Consider the following 14513-nt stretch of genomic DNA (forward strand, 5'->3'; position numbering starts at 1 on the left):
GCGGGTATATAAATCATCAGCATGATTCGGTCATCCAAATTCACAAACGCCTTAGAGGGCGTTCCAGGCCTTATTCCTTTGACTTGCGTTTTTCTCTGTTCTCAAAGGCTTTTTTCAAGCTCTTTGGGTAGCTGCTCACGTCTGGATTGAACGCATGTTTGGCCGGATTGGTCGAGAAGCTAGGATCGGGCAATATGTTCACATGCTGGCCCTTTACTTGAGCAGACACTGGCGGTTCTGTTTCCACCTTGAGACCACGCTCCCGAACTTGCCGCTCGGAGAGTGTCCGGACGGTACAGCGGCAGCGGAACCCATTCGGGGGATACCAGGTATTCCATATCGGGTCATCGGCCCGGAATACCCTGCCATGCATCGCTAGATGAGACGGCCGGGTTCTCTTGTCCTGGACAGCGTCATATTGCCAGTACGGGCGGAGGCGTAACGTCTCCGGTGCCGTCATCTGCTTCCAGTGCCCCACCTGATAGGCCGTCTGAACATTCGTCCGGAAGATATTGTCCGCCTGAAAATTCGTGATGCCCTCATAACCACGGCGTTCCAACCAGTCATTCATCTGGTCACGAAATTTCTCCAGGGTCGTTCCTTCCTCAATGGCCTTCAGCAACTCTTCATGGAACTTCCGCAGAATTTGAATCTTGCTGTATCCGGATATCGTGAACGCCTGCGCCCGATATTCCTCAGCCAGTTGGTAGAATTCGCTTTGCTTTATCGGCAGCTTATCGCCAAAGAAGGAAACCGCCTCTTCAAAGACGAATCCAGGCGTGGCAAGGAGCTCAATCCATTCTCGCATGCTCTTCGACTCTCCCCATCAGGTCAGCGTAAAACATAGCCTTGTGCAGCAGCTCGTCCAGGTCTTCGATATCCATCCGTTTATATAGGTCTTCAGCGAATCTATCATCTTCGAGCTTGGCCTTGACTTCTTCTAGGCTGTTCGCTGTGTCAATTATTTTGAGCACAGGAGTAAAGATTTTGCCGAATATACCCTTGCAATTCTGTATAGCTGCGTCGGCTAATTGATCCACGCTTCCCTGGGTAGCTCCAGGCCGATTCGCCTTGTTAGCGTTAGCTACCAGAATTGTGTCTTTGAAAGGCATTGGCGCCGCCTGTGATAGCGGATCAGCTATCTCCTCGCCGTTCTCCGGCTTCGGGACGGAAAATTTTTTGTATAAATGCGATGTCGGGATTTTCAATCCCATATCAATCAGCTTCCCGTAAATCTCTGCTGTTTCTTTCAGGTCTCCGGCTTCTTCACAGTCGAATCGCAGATGGGGGATACGCCGGGACTCCCCGAAATTGAAATAGACGAGTGGCCGTATCAGATCCCGGCGCAATGTGGCAGCCAGGGCCTTGCAATCCGCGACCGTTAAGTCGTGGCGAACTTCGTTATGGGTTTTGGACTGTGCGAAGCTGCCGCCCCCGGAATCACTTGTCAGCGTCTGGCCGAGCACCGCCTTCGATATCTGTTCATCGCAGTACCTGGCGAGCGACTCATACACGTTAATTGATGTGGTCTTCGAAGCCTCTTTGAATTCAATCTCTGTTCCGTCCGGAATAATGCCCGCTGCATCTGTTCCTATCTGAACGAGAGCACGCATGAGAGCAGCCTTGTCTTCATCCGAAGCGGATGGGTCATATTTGCCCAACCGTAGGGGCATCCCGAACACTTCGCAAAAGCTGACCCAATCCTTCAGGTCGTAGTTTTTGAACAGATACATCCAGGCGACCACGCGCAAGACGCCTGCTCGTGATGGGTGCCCTGACCGGGCCTTGTATCGATGGATCACGAACTTGTTTTCAGGCAGCGGTATACCGGACGGATGATCGCGAGTGACCACTTTCAGGGTATCCTGATCGTCCCACAGAAGACGCTTGGGATGCCTCCACTTGATATCCGCGACCACGGTAAACCCATCGTTATAGCCCCAAATAATTTCAGATACGGAGATACCCTTGCCGATAGCATCAAGCAGATCCATCATGATGTCCTCGAAGTTCTCCAGCCCGTCGATCTGCTCTTTCACAAACTCGGCTATCTGTTTATCCCACTCGTCATCCGAAAACGGGATGACTTCGAAGTCCAGACCTGTGACCGCGTTCTTGCGTGTCTGGAGCTGTGAAAATAGATGCGGATCTTTCTCTTCCATCTCCTCGAAGAGCTCCATCTGTCGCAGCACGTCGCCCGCGTCTGCCTCACGAAAGATTTGCGCCAGTCGCACCGGAGTCAAGCCGTTCGATGGGTACGTGGAGTATTTATCCCATACCGGGGCGACTGCAATCTCGTTCAGCTCCGGGCGGCGGGGGCTTACCGTTTTGTTTTTATGCTTGTTTTTCTTCGACATAGATTCACCGCCTAATAACCGCCTCGCCGGAATTTCATCGCCCGGCTGATGACGGACTTGTAATCCGTCTTGTTGCTTGTTTTGATGCCCAGTGCAAGCCGGACAGCCATTTCCAATCCATCCGGGCCATCGTCATTTTTACCCATCGGGTATTCGCGCATTTGTTGAAGCAATGTTTTATGCCGCCTGCTGAACTTCAGATATCCGTTCTTCACGAAAGGCTGAAGCGACTCGATCCGCAGCTCCTTACGCTGGAGACTTTGGATCTCCTCAATTGGCAGGTATTCGCCAGCCTCCGCACTTTTCTGTGCCAGGACATCCTTGAAGAAATGCTGGAACTGAACCGTCTCGACGCCAAATTTGCGGAATGGCCGCTTATAGTCGCGCCGGAATCGCTTGGACATCTCTATGGCGTCGTCGATGATGACATCCGGTACGCGCCGCTCGATGGATGCCTCCACCACGTACATATAGCCGCTCTTGGTATCCTTGGCGATGGCAATGATGGAGCTGGTATCGCTCTTCTTGTTTTTTCCTAACGATGGGTCATTCGCCGCCACGAACACGAATCTAGAGTCTTTGAAATCGATGCTTGGATCGTCATCCCAGAAGTCGAACCATTCTTCATTGAATGTGCAGGAATCCGGGTCAATCGGATCGTTTTGAATCTCGGAATTGAACGATGCTTCCCCTTCAGAAATCTTGATTACCATCAAGTCGTAGTAGGAGAGCTTTTCTTCCCACAAGACTTCTGTGCCTTCGAGCATGTCGGCCTTGTTGTCTTCGTAGAAGGCCCGCGCATCTTCTTGCCGATTCACGTTTTCCAGGTCGGTATAGATTGCTTCCCAAGCGTCCCAGAGCTCTTGATTCGTTGCGAAGCTGATAACCCCCCGATACTTTACAGAATGATATTCAGGGTTCTTCAACACCTTGGAAAGCAGAGAATCGTAATGCAGGATCGTTCCGATATAGACGATGTCGGTGTATGTATCGCCTGCTTTACTAACCGCCTTGTAGAACCAGCTTTCCAGTTTCTTGCGTTGCTCCGGCGTGTAAACATTTTCGTCATTCTCGATGTCGTCCAGGACAATCAAGTCAGGACGCCAGTTGCGATGACGGCGGCCCCGAATCTTCTTGCCGCTGCCAATGGCCTCAACCTTGATATCTGTCGAGGTCACAAGGACGCTGCCTTTCCAGACTCTACCCTTGAGGCTCCCGAAGTCCTCAATGATGGCCGGGTTATCCTCTAACTCGGTTTTAATATCCGTGAGGAATCCTTCTGCCTGGTCGGAACTATCAGAGAGGATGATCGGGTAATGTTTGTACTCATATACTACCGAGTGCAAAGTGTCCTTAAAGGTGAAGTTTGTCGACTTCGCATGCCCACGTGAGGCGGCTGTAGCACGGCGGCAGCCTTTCGCCCTTGATATCTTCTTCCCATCCGACAAAGGGTTCAGGCCCTTCATGACTCCTTGAGTCCATATACTGTCCAGCTCTTCGTGAAATTGCGGCGATTCCCTGACGAAGTAGTGGGGCAGATAAGCCCTGCCGAAATACCCCAGGTCAATGGCTCCTAGCTTTTTGCGCAAGCCATCCGGGCCTATCAGTTCCGCGCCACTTCGGTAGTCCTTCAGCAGACGTTCCCGGTATTCGCGTTGCTGTTCGTTGCGAATCACATACTTTTCAAAGAGCTGCTTCTGATACTCCAGGCTGAGCAGTTCTTCTTTTTCTGCCTCATCCTCCAGTTGCCGGAGGTAGTCGTCCAGGTTAATCATCGGCCATCATCTTTTCCTTCGCTTTTTGCAGTACCGCCTTCAGCTCTCCGGCAAGTTGAGGATCGGCCTTGATGGCTGCCATGAGTTCCGCCTCCATCCCCTGAAATGCCAGCTCGATCTTCTTCTGCATGTCTTGTCGGACGCGGTCTTTATAGACCTTCGTCCTGGAGAGCGCGACCATAACGCGGGCCGCCTTATCCAGCGGCATGTAATCCCATTCTTCCTGTGCTTGCGCCATCTTCTTCGTCAGCTCTCCGGCCATAATTTGTAGGCCGCCTTCGGTGTAATCGACGTCCGGATTTTTCCGGATCATCTCGACTAGCGCCTTTGTCTGTTCTTGCGCCTCCATAAGCCGCTGCGTCGCGTTCCCAACTCGGAGCGCATAGCGACCGATGGAGCTCTTGGATACCTCGAATCCCTGTTCCTCCAGATACTCTGATATCTCCCAGTAGGTGTACCGTGTATCAAGAAGCATCGCGTCGACCTGATCCTTGATATGCAAAGGCAGGTCGTCAACTTTAGAGCGCGTGCGGTTTCTTCGTTTGCCGCTCATTAGATGGCGACTCCCGGATCATCCGGAGTTGAGCCCTCCAGTAAATCGATGCCCTTCACCGTTAGCCGGATTACGGCATCATTGGCATAAGCATTGTACGAATTCACACGCTCATTCGAATATTCGATGTAGCCCTTCTTAAATAAGTAATCCAGATGCTTGGAGATATCTGGGCTGATGATTACGCCATCGTTGACCATGACATTGACCAATTGCCTGCATAAGAGCGAATTGTTATGTCCTTTTGCCAGCGAGCGCATGATATAGCCCCGAACCGCTTTATTGTGTTGCACACCGTGATAGGTTTGTTCATCCATCTACCTCTGTCCTCCCAGCATGCTATCGTGTATTTTGTCGAGCTTCTTGTCGACGTTGTTCATCGTTCTAATGAAATCCTCCCGGGTCGTGTAGATGAACGGGAGATCGGAACGTAAGTCATCCAATTCTTTTTTCAATTCATCCACATCTTGAGCGTTTTTATTGATTTGCGTTTTGAGTTCTGCCATCGTCGTTTTTAAAAAGTAACCAATTGCTCCGATGCCTAGCATCGTCGCCGTCTGTATGATCCAATTCCACTCCACTAGCCAGCACGCTCCTTGAGCTCCAGCACCTTGGATTCAATCGTGCTCATGATGTACCCCTCTGCGTCGCCCAGGGTGTCATGTAGGGCCCGCATGTATTCGGGCTTGAGCTGGCGGACAATTTCCGAATACGCTTGAGGGGCAAGTTCCATTAATTCTTCTCTGGGTGACCATCCTTCCTTGACAGACTCCCGTAAATGACTGGCGACGGTCTGTTCAATTTGGTGGACGGTCTTGGTCGCAACATCATCCAATCGTTCAATAGCTGCCTGAACCAGCGCACGTTGCGCATCCGCATCAATTTTCGCCGTCTCTGCCGACAGCTTGGCGCTAGCCCGGCGTATGTAGTAAATCGCAAATGAAGACAGTAGAGTCAGGCCCGCCAGCGCCACATTCAATAACATCTCGTTAATTGCATCTTGCATCATGTAAGAGCCTCCTTTTTAGGCAATAAAAAAACCAGTAGGGCATAAGCCTCTACTGGTAGATTACCAAGTGTTTTCTTGCATGTCTGGAAGGGATTCCCCGATTTTTCGCCCCTCATTTTAGCTCGTCATCATCGAAAAGTTGGAGCTGGTTTTCATCCCTCCGTGGAGTAACTGGAAGGATGCCATCACAAATTTCTCTCACTCTACGTTCACTCAGTTCATACTTCTGTGCGATCTCTCGATGGTTATATCCATCATACTCTTGAATGATCCGCCTGTCACGTACCCGGCGGAAGAAGAAATCCAATGTGGGGATGTACACATGGTCCCCTCCGGCCTTGCTGGCCAGCGTAATTAGGTTATCTAATCCTATCCATTCAGCATACTTACGGTATGGCATGGGCAGCATATCTGGCGTAAGCTCATCGAGCCATTCCATCCGGCGGATCACCTCCTCATATTATAGCAGGAGCTGAAAAAATCAATTTCTGCTCGTTGCGGCCTCCTTACGATACTGAATGGTCAGCATACGCCAGAAATCATAACTCCCGGTTTTCGTTTTCAGTTCATTCGCGTAATAGGCTGCCGCCTCTTTGGCCCATGACGGAGGCTCGATGTTGCGTTTCTCCTCCAGCTCCTTCAGCCTCTTATTCTGCTTCTCTACGGTCTTGAGCAATTTGTCAAAGGCTTCTTTTTCTTCTTTGTTCATTCCTTGTTCATCCTTTCTTGTCAGATATGAGTTCACAAGTTCTTTAAACTGATGCCATCCAGTCCACTTGCCATTGTCATACATCAATCTGGGACATATTTTTCCGCTCCAATCGTAATGACGTCGCAGCCGTTCAACTCCCCAGCCCCTTTCAAGGAGCATCTTAGCGACAAGTTCAGCAGCATTCCGTAATGTTTGCTGATAGTTCCCAGATTCGCATATTTCAATTGCGATAGATGTACGATTGCCGCTTGCAGCGTTGCTGCCATCACCAGCATGCCATGCATTCTCAACGAGTGGGATACATTCTATAGCTTCGTGCTCGTCCACCACAATATGGTAGGATGCCGTTCGATCATTGTCTGGATTCGTCAGCCAACCACGTTCGTTCTTGGCGCTGCTCCCAGAATTACCTGTGTTATGAATAGTGATGGTGGTCGCATTCATCGGGTAACCAGGGCGACGATTCTTCATTGTATTTTTCGGGATATGATCTTGACGATAAATCACGTTTAACTCTCCCTTCCTTTGCCAACTATTTTGATAATGGATTGAAGCGAATCTCCATTTTTCCGGACTATTTATCCAAGTTGATAGACGAGACGGGACGCTCCCCCGGTTGTTTTTGTAATTGGTGGAGAAGGCTCTCCAGGCTGACCGCTGCTGATCTGGCCGTCAGGGCAGCGGTCGAGAAAAGTACAAAACATCGATCCGGATCGGGCGGTACGGCGACAAGGCTCGGCTTCTGGACGGGCTTTCTTGCCATCAGTTTACCGCCCGTTGCACAATCGATTTAATCATGTGGCCGTTCCCGATCTGGATTTCGTTATCGAGTAGTCGGCGAACGCGATAACGCAAGGTTGAAGACAGGCGATGCTTCTCAATTACTTCGGCCTCCACGAGCTTCCGTCCGTCCCGCTGGTACCCGCCGAATCGATTGGGCACAAGTTTTGGAACGCGCACAATGTCGCCAACATTTGCCGAATCTCGCATAATGTTGATTTCTTTGACCCGTATCATAACATCCCGTTTGAGGGCTGCCAGTTGTTTGTTCGTGATTTTTGATGCATATAAACTATAGTCACGAAGCCGGACAACGCGAAGCGCATAATCAAATTTTGTGCCCTCGGCACATTCTAGGGCCAAGGCTTCCACACAAGCGAGACGATTTGTCCACTCAAACTTTTTAGGCTGCTGCACGGTCATTCCTCCCATTAAAATTTTTAGCAGTACCATTCGCCGCCTTTTCGCAGGTATTTACCGTTATGGCCCAGTTGTGGGGCAAGGATAGCCGTTTTTCCTTTGTAATCCCTGGCCCTGGGCTTCAGCGCATCGAGCCGTTTACGCTCCGCTTCAAGTTGCTGCGGCGTCAGTGTGTAAGTCGTTATTTTCTTATAGTCGTATTCGGTCATTGTACAGGCCTCCTACATCTTAAATCAGTCCATTAAATCGATAGTTCAAGGCCAGTGGGTCTTCGCCCACATCCAACAGCATTTTTCCGAGATACTTTTTCCCTTTCGGGCTCTTGGTTCGCTCGAACAAGCGGCCCGCCGTGGCTACGGATAAGAAACCAATCAATTCGGAAAAATACTCGCTTGTGTACACGATCGGCAATTGCTTTCGATACCGATAATCAACAATGCCGTAAAACTCCTTGATCCAAGTGTCTTTTTGGCTTTCTTTGCAAATATCATCGACGATAAGCAACTCGCAGTTGTAAATACGCTTTCGAATTTCCTCCACCTTATACGCCTCATCCGGGCTGTTGTAGTAGGAAAACCATTCCGTGAAGCTTTGTACCCAGTTGAAAAACAGAGGGTACACACCGTATTCAATCAACGGGGCGACAGCAGCCGTGACCAGATGCGTCTTGCCACTGCCGGATGTGCCCAAAAGCCCGAACCAAGGAACGCCTTTCAAGCTTTGGCCCTTCTTAATCCGGTAGACCAGTCCATCCGAATATTCCCGTGCCAACTCGTAGGCATCTATGACGCGTTGATCCAGGCCATCCAAGTTGAAATTGTCAAACGTCTTTAATTGCGCATCCTCGCTCATGTTGGTGGTTTGCATGATCCGCTTCAGCTTCTTGCGTTCCATGCAGGCGCATTGATAGGCCACGTTTCGAGCAGGGTCGTGGATGACGCCCTCGTCCCGGCATTTCGGGCACTCATAAGCCGAGCTTTCGGCGGAAGGCAGCTTCGGCGCTGATATCGCGTTTGCCTGCCTGGCTGCCCGGATACGTTCGAGCAAGTCCGGCATGACCTCTTTCAAACCTTGCATGAGTGGCACCGCCTTTCAAGAGATTGCGAAGGATGCCCCGCGTGTAGTTCTCCTTGATATTAGGGTACTTCTCCATGTGGATGGAGAGAGCCCGAATGACAAGAGTGGGCTCATACTTCGCCCAATACTCATATTCGCGTTGCTTGATTCCCTCAGAAATCTTGCCTGTGCTTCGGGTGAAGCGTATTGTGTCCCAATAGGCTCCGATGACTTGTCTTTGTGCTGGCGAATACCGTTCAAGAGCGTCCTGCATTAGGTTTTACTCCTTCCCGTCGTTTCATTGCTTTTAGAGCTTCGATTACCTTACTGGCCTGGACAGGTGAGAGGTAGCTCGTATGACTAACGCCTTGCTGCTTCTCCAAAAAACGACGCAAACGGCGAGGGTCAGATTTCCAGCCTAATTCCTCGGCCAGCTTGTTAATCTGCCATATTTGATTCGGCGTCGCCCGAGATGGCTTAACCTTGCCCAGCATCTGATTCAATCGGTCGATTACTTTGATGCCCTGGGCCTTGCTTAATGCCTTGATGCTGTCCGACCCGGTCGTAGTTAAGACCAGGTCATGGAGCTCGTCGTTATTCATTCGGGCCTGCCTGGCAAGCCCGAATATGTTCTTGATTTGTGGATAGGTGATTTTGTCCATAAGGGCCCTCCTCACTCAGAAAAAGCTTCTAGGCCGACACTAATGCTGTCCTCGACGTACACCGAATTGCGTATCGTATCGATTTCTTCCGGGGTGAGATGGCCGAAGAAGCGTTCAACCAATTCGCCATGCTTCGCCAGGCGAATGGCGTCGAACTCCTCTTCAAGCTCACCAGTTATGCCTACACTTCCGAGTAGCTGCTTGTCCTTCAGATAGTCGCCCTTTAGCTTCTTTTTTACTGCCTTTACTTTGTTGCTATCGAGCCCAAGGCCGCTCAGCACGTCATCAATAGAAGTGTCAAAGCAGTATTCGCCTTTGTAAAGGGCAATGAGCGCTTCCTTGAAACGTGCTTCTGTCTCGAATTTAACCTCATACTTCCGGCTGACTTTGGCTGCCACCACATCACCAAGCACTTCAACCAAGCGTTCATAATTATCAATTTCAAACTTTTCCTTGTATGTCAGGTTGAATCGGCCCTTGCTTCCAGGGATCTGATAGTGAGATAGGTTCTTATTGTCCATGACAAATATTCCAGCAGATGTAAAGGTGGCCTTCAGTTCATCCAGCCGCTTCTTGCTTCGCTTCATATCCTGTTCCAATCGGAGTGCTTCATCAACAAGGGGAACCAGTTCCGAATTCATCGCCCGTCCCCCCCTTCAAATGCATTGGCCGCTCTCCGTTCCGTAACATTGGCCTCCAGATTCTGAATGCACTGGGAGCACACAAACCGACCGGAATACACAACTAGCTCTTTATCGCTCCGGCAAAATAGGCAACTTCCTTGCGTCCGCTGTAACAGGATTGTGCCGTCTTCGCTATCGACGATAATATTGAACTTTTCGCCGCCTGATAGGCCATACTCCCGGCGTATTACGGCCGGGAGTGTTACGGAACCACTCTTGCTTAATTTTTTGTTATACGACTTCATTCAAGCATCCTCCTCAATAATTGCTTCTACTGGTATTCCGTCCTCACACGGGAATGCAATTCGGAGCAGGTCATACAACCTATCTGCCTGCTCTGCCGTCAGCCTATCAATATTGCGTGATGTGCTAGACCGATTCTCCATGCTGCTCCTCCTTATCAAGGAATGTATTTACAAGCTTTCCAGCAGCCACAAAAAACGCATAGCGCCGTTCCGTATAGAGCCTGAAAGCTTCCAGCGCTGTCAGCTCCTGCCCCATCCGCTGCCGCATATCCAACAACGTCTTTTCATAAGGAGTCCTGCCACGGATGCCCTCATCGTCAACGATGTAATCAGGTGAATCCCTCAAGGCAATACGGACTTCGTCCTCTGTTAACCCCGACACGATAGCGGCTGGACCGTACCGGGACGGGAAGCATCACATGCTGTAAGAAACGGAACAAGCGTGCCACTGAATGATTCGAGTATTCATATCTCCACATCGTCATCCCCCCTACAGCATCATCATGTTGCTGGCCTTAGCGATAATGTCGACGGTAATTAGGGGAGCCCCTTCAGCGGAGCCGTGCATGTTTAATATGCGCAAGATGTTGTTCAGCGTCGGTCGAGTAAGCGGAAGCATCCGTTTTTGTTGTTAGTTGCACGGACAATCATCTCCTGAATGGCATTTTCTTCGAAGTTGAAGTTTTGTAGGTAGCTACGAACCTCGTTAGCGGATAGTCCCTTCAGTGACACATAGAAATCTACCCGGTTCGCAAAACGGCTGATATAGCCCTTGATTTGCGCTTCAAGCTTCGGTTCCCCGGCGATAATCATTCCCACATCTGACTGGTCGAAGATGGCACGCAGGATCTCCATTTTTTTCTGTGAATACTTGCTAACAAGCTTGTCCGCTTCGTCGATAATGAGCAAGTAGCCCGGATTGCAGTTGAAAAATTCACGGATACCGTTCACCCGTTCCCATATCGTGCCATAGCCAACGGGTAGGCCGAGAGCTCTTTCGATGGCCTTAACCAGATCGCGTTGCGCCATCGTATCGTCGCATTCGATATATGCAACCTTGGGAGACCGCGCATAATACTTGAGCGTATGAGTCTTGCCGTATCCCGACTTCCCAACCACAATTCCAAGTCCAGTAAATGACTGGCAGGATTGACAAGGCCCCGATGATTGCCGTTGCGTCACGGCTCTCAACGAATGCAAGGCTTAGCAAGTCGCATCGTGCCTGTTTGCTCGATGGCTGCCGGCCACTTCTTCGCCTTGTGCGGAGATGAAGTTCGTTATTGCCTGCTCGATGTCAGTAGGATCGGAAGAGTATTTACCGCTCAGATATTGTGAGAGGGCCGAGCGAGAATAATTGATTTCTCGCGCCAGCTCCGTAATTGTCATGCCGTTTTTGTCCATCATATTTTTAACCTGTGCTGCAAGGGCTGTTGGTGTGCCACCTTGAACCGGATAAAATGCCACTGCTTCCATGTTCGTTCCCTCCAATTATCCAAGTTTACGGAGCGCCGCGAGGGCTTTCTCCGCTTGCCGTTGGTAAAAGTCATCTGCATCGTCTTTTCCTGCTTTGGCTGTTTTTCTGGATCGCAGCTCTTCCCGGAATTGCTGATCGTCCGGCAATGCGACCAGCTTCGTGTTCTGCTTCGGTGCAGCCTCATTTTTGAAAATGAACCCGGCCACGTCGTTTCCATATCCTTGATACTGAGGATCGCGATCTTCTAATGGCGTCGTGTATACGCCAGGTCATCCATCGTCTGGCGAGCTGCGCTTCTGCATTTTCAGGTGATCTTCCAGCCTTTTGCGGCATCTTCGGGGCGATGAGTAGCAGTTCTTGACTGTACGCCTCGCAATTTTTTGCCCGCAACTGTATACACATAGAGCTTTGTCACATCATTCGGGTCCCATTTGATGTCAACTTTGTCCCCGATATAATGGCAGAGTTCATCGGCGCGGTACTCATATCCAAACTTTTTAATCCCGATGTTCCGGACAAGGACGCGCTTCCGCCTTCATCATCAATATCGTTGCGTAGGACTTTGGCGGCGGCGCTTTGACATAGCGGTCGGCGTTCCAAACACTTCCAGAGGCGTATGCCACTTATCGCCTTGTCCCTTGAGTCCACTATGGAATAACGATGGTACTCGTCGCGCCACTCGCACCATAGAGCATAAAATTCATCCAGTGTCAGCAATTCGTCACGTTCGAGCATCTTCTTGATGTCCTTGTCCACTTTCGCCGCTGTCTTCGAACTGTTAGCGTACCGTGTAGCTTCCCAGCCACTTCTCGAATTGCTAATCAGCGTGCCAAAAACCGCTCGACTTGTGCCTTCGACCAGGGTTGGTATGGCAGGCTGCGCATGTCATCCTTGATGCCGATGCTACGATAAAAGCCTTTGGTCTCGCTGTCGAAGCTGACGCGTTCATTTCGCTTACGCCGGTCATCGTCTCGGCGGTGTAGTCTTCCCGTTGTCAATAAGCCATTCTGGCACGCCGCCAATATCGGCGTATATCATGTTGAGCAGCGACTGCTTCAGCACTTGCGAATTTGCCTTGACACAAATTACATCGCCAACGATGCAGCGGCTTCGTGTATCTAGCCAGCGACGAGCTGCGGGCGGATGGCCTTGGTCTTGCCATTCGGTATGTATATTTCACCCAAACATCGAATGTATGCTCGTCGCCTTGTACAGCCCCATAACTGGCAACGCTTTTGTATTCCGAGACGCTTTGACCATTCGCTGATTCTTAAATTCACGCATGCCTTTTTTCGGCAAGTAGACGCGCATTTTTGCCACGCTTTACTTCATCAGATATCCGATATAGCGGCCACCGTTGGATATGATGGGATGTCCCAGCTATGCATTGATCCAATCTTCATAAGTTTGCTGTAGAGCATTTCAATCGTTCCGTTATTGCTCGCAAACGCGGGTTTCAAACCATAAATTTTTCGATGAAAGCTCTGACCTCCGGCGTAAGGACGGAACGTGTTTTTTCTGCTTAGGCTTACGGCAGAGTGCCAACCTTGAAAAAGTCATAATTTTCCCGTCCTGTTTTGCTCATCTTCAGCGCCCAGGCACTTGCTTCCAAATAGCTTTGTGCATACCGATAGAGCGTGCGCTGACTCATTCCGTTTGCTTCCGCGATACTGACCGCAAATTCAGTCCGGTCACGGTCTCCATAGTTGAGAAAACTCGCGGATGACCTTTGCCAACTCGACCGCTTCGTAATATGACTTACCGTGCTTCTCGATGTATTCAGCAGGATCAACACGATGTACCACGGTATTTCCTTTTCATTGACATGTTCCTTGATAATGACATCTGCGCCTTCAATGCCTAACATGCTTATGCCTGTCTGGCCTTCTTGCTCAGCGTGGACATTGCTAAGGACACGTTCCTTTCCACCACTTGCGCAGCTCTTTCTTTGCCTTGAAAGCCTCCGGTTCCTTTGCACTTTCTTCTTTACTGACTCGTAGCTCACGCCCTCAAGCCCGGCGGCCACTTCCAGGGTAATGTATATTTCCGACAAGCTTGTTCCTCCTTTCCAAGTGAATCCGTTCATGCTCAATGGAGGAGATAAGTTTTTGATGGGTTGCTTGAGCGTCGACCTTGGAGGGGGACGCTCTCTTCATTATTGCACCATCTTTTAGCCTCCTGATGACCATGTTCCTCCACTTGTCCTTCTCTGTGATGTTCTAAGCCGTTCTGCTAAGCTCATGTAATCTATGCCAAGGACTTGAGCTAGCTTAGGGATGAAGCTTTTTCCGACGTTCCCAATCATAATCAGGTAGATATAGTTTGTTCGTTCCTACCTGGGCCGCTAGTTCATATTGCGTCATATTCATTTCTGCGAGGCGCTTTTTGATGGTTACACCGATAGGTGATAGTTTGCGTTTTTTCATATATGCTCACCTGCTTTAATTCGTTCTTTGATGATTTCCCGTCTTTCAGCCTCTCGCCCTATCGCCCGTTGTAACTGGCGGTTTTGCAGCGATTTGGCGCTATACTCCAGCACCAGCCGTCGCAGTTCCTCACGAGTTCACGCTCATGGGCTGCCACATATCGCCATATGCATCAAGGGCGCTCCCTTGTGCAGTAGCTATTACTACCATCATTTCCAGCCGACGAAACATCTACACTTCCCACTAATTCACGAATATCGTGTCAGTGGATTCGATTTGTTCCTTAGTGTTTTACTCAAACTGGAACTCACATTTCATTCCTCCTTTCCAATTGAAATGATTAATCTGTGAATCCCTTGCT

At 50.0% G+C, this 14513-nt stretch carries 23 protein-coding genes; all 23 read right to left on the reverse strand.

Translation table 11 applies throughout. The annotated features are described in order from the left end of the window. Positions 1-70 precede the first annotated feature (70 nt). The gene (locus OCY70_RS35560) at positions 71-808 is read right to left on the reverse strand and encodes a phage head morphogenesis protein (protein ID WP_261948979.1); all 738 of its coding nucleotides are present in this window, start codon (positions 806-808) and stop codon (positions 71-73) included. After that, positions 792-2357, reverse strand: a complete 1566-nt coding sequence (locus tag OCY70_RS35565; RefSeq protein WP_213431335.1) for a DUF935 domain-containing protein — start codon at positions 2355-2357, stop codon at positions 792-794. Before OCY70_RS35565 ends, OCY70_RS35560 begins: the two co-directional genes overlap by 17 nt. 11 nt (positions 2358-2368) lie before the next feature. Next, on the reverse strand, positions 2369-4132 hold the full coding sequence (terL, locus tag OCY70_RS35570) for a phage terminase large subunit (protein ID WP_261945200.1): 1764 nt from the start codon (positions 4130-4132) through the stop codon (positions 2369-2371). Continuing rightward, entirely contained in the window at positions 4125-4685 is a 561-nt protein-coding gene (locus OCY70_RS35575; RefSeq protein WP_261945201.1) for a DUF3486 family protein, read from the reverse strand. Before OCY70_RS35575 ends, terL begins: the two co-directional genes overlap by 8 nt. After that, a complete protein-coding gene (locus tag OCY70_RS35580; RefSeq protein WP_213431480.1) occupies positions 4685-5002 on the reverse strand; it encodes a hypothetical protein in 318 nt (105 codons plus the stop codon). Before OCY70_RS35580 ends, OCY70_RS35575 begins: the two co-directional genes overlap by 1 nt. Continuing rightward, a complete protein-coding gene (locus OCY70_RS35585) occupies positions 5003-5266 on the reverse strand; it encodes a hypothetical protein (RefSeq protein WP_213431481.1) in 264 nt (87 codons plus the stop codon). Continuing rightward, on the reverse strand, positions 5266-5694 hold the full coding sequence (locus OCY70_RS35590) for a guanylate kinase (RefSeq protein ID WP_306433995.1): 429 nt from the start codon (positions 5692-5694) through the stop codon (positions 5266-5268). The genes OCY70_RS35585 and OCY70_RS35590 overlap by 1 nt, the downstream gene beginning before the upstream one ends. Positions 5695-5806: 112 nt before the next feature. Continuing rightward, positions 5807-6133, reverse strand: a complete 327-nt coding sequence (locus tag OCY70_RS35595) for a Mor transcription activator family protein (protein ID WP_261945202.1) — start codon at positions 6131-6133, stop codon at positions 5807-5809. Between the two features lie 42 nt (positions 6134-6175). Continuing rightward, a complete protein-coding gene (locus OCY70_RS35600; RefSeq protein WP_261945203.1) occupies positions 6176-6913 on the reverse strand; it encodes a peptidoglycan recognition protein family protein in 738 nt (245 codons plus the stop codon). A gap of 67 nt (positions 6914-6980) precedes the next feature. Further along, positions 6981-7169, reverse strand: a complete 189-nt coding sequence (locus tag OCY70_RS35605; protein WP_261948947.1) for a hypothetical protein — start codon at positions 7167-7169, stop codon at positions 6981-6983. Next, complete coding sequence (locus OCY70_RS35610; protein WP_261945204.1) at positions 7169-7603, reverse strand: hypothetical protein; 435 nt, start codon at positions 7601-7603, stop codon at positions 7169-7171. Before OCY70_RS35610 ends, OCY70_RS35605 begins: the two co-directional genes overlap by 1 nt. Before the next feature lie 23 nt (positions 7604-7626). Then, positions 7627-7815, reverse strand: coding sequence for a hypothetical protein (locus OCY70_RS35615; protein WP_213431369.1), 189 nt, complete (start codon positions 7813-7815; stop codon positions 7627-7629). Between the two features lie 19 nt (positions 7816-7834). Further along, positions 7835-8683, reverse strand: coding sequence for an ATP-binding protein (locus OCY70_RS35620; protein WP_213431502.1), 849 nt, complete (start codon positions 8681-8683; stop codon positions 7835-7837). Between the two features lie 236 nt (positions 8684-8919). Beyond that, complete coding sequence (locus tag OCY70_RS35625; protein WP_213431500.1) at positions 8920-9324, reverse strand: phage protein GemA/Gp16 family protein; 405 nt, start codon at positions 9322-9324, stop codon at positions 8920-8922. Positions 9325-9335: 11 nt separating this feature from the next. After that, positions 9336-9965 (reverse strand): ABC transporter permease, encoded by a 630-nt coding sequence (locus OCY70_RS35630; protein ID WP_261945354.1) that lies wholly within the window; start codon positions 9963-9965, stop codon positions 9336-9338. Beyond that, positions 9962-10252 (reverse strand): AbrB/MazE/SpoVT family DNA-binding domain-containing protein, encoded by a 291-nt coding sequence (locus OCY70_RS36505; RefSeq protein WP_390905354.1) that lies wholly within the window; start codon positions 10250-10252, stop codon positions 9962-9964. The genes OCY70_RS35630 and OCY70_RS36505 overlap by 4 nt, the downstream gene beginning before the upstream one ends. A 124-nt stretch (positions 10253-10376) precedes the next feature. Further along, positions 10377-10598 (reverse strand): hypothetical protein, encoded by a 222-nt coding sequence (locus OCY70_RS35635; RefSeq protein WP_261948980.1) that lies wholly within the window; start codon positions 10596-10598, stop codon positions 10377-10379. A gap of 245 nt (positions 10599-10843) precedes the next feature. Next, positions 10844-11371 carry an AAA family ATPase gene (locus OCY70_RS35640; protein ID WP_261948981.1) on the reverse strand — a complete coding sequence of 176 codons (528 nt, stop codon included), beginning with the start codon at positions 11369-11371 and terminating at the stop codon, positions 10844-10846. 84 nt (positions 11372-11455) lie between these two features. Further along, the gene (locus tag OCY70_RS35645; protein ID WP_261948982.1) at positions 11456-11725 is read right to left on the reverse strand and encodes a helix-turn-helix domain-containing protein; all 270 of its coding nucleotides are present in this window, start codon (positions 11723-11725) and stop codon (positions 11456-11458) included. A 15-nt stretch (positions 11726-11740) separates the two neighbouring features. Continuing rightward, positions 11741-11932 carry a hypothetical protein gene (locus tag OCY70_RS35650; protein ID WP_261948983.1) on the reverse strand — a complete coding sequence of 64 codons (192 nt, stop codon included), beginning with the start codon at positions 11930-11932 and terminating at the stop codon, positions 11741-11743. Between the two features lie 98 nt (positions 11933-12030). After that, entirely contained in the window at positions 12031-12234 is a 204-nt protein-coding gene (locus OCY70_RS35655) for a Mu transposase C-terminal domain-containing protein (RefSeq protein WP_315973965.1), read from the reverse strand. A 1020-nt stretch (positions 12235-13254) separates the two neighbouring features. Further along, entirely contained in the window at positions 13255-13779 is a 525-nt protein-coding gene (locus OCY70_RS35660; RefSeq protein ID WP_261948984.1) for a hypothetical protein, read from the reverse strand. A 217-nt stretch (positions 13780-13996) separates the two neighbouring features. After that, on the reverse strand, positions 13997-14152 hold the full coding sequence (locus tag OCY70_RS35665) for a hypothetical protein (protein ID WP_261948985.1): 156 nt from the start codon (positions 14150-14152) through the stop codon (positions 13997-13999). Between the last annotated feature and the right edge of the window lie 361 nt (positions 14153-14513).

The organism is Paenibacillus melissococcoides (genome assembly GCA_944800085.1).
GTDB lineage: Bacteria > Bacillota > Bacilli > Paenibacillales > Paenibacillaceae > Paenibacillus_B > Paenibacillus_B melissococcoides.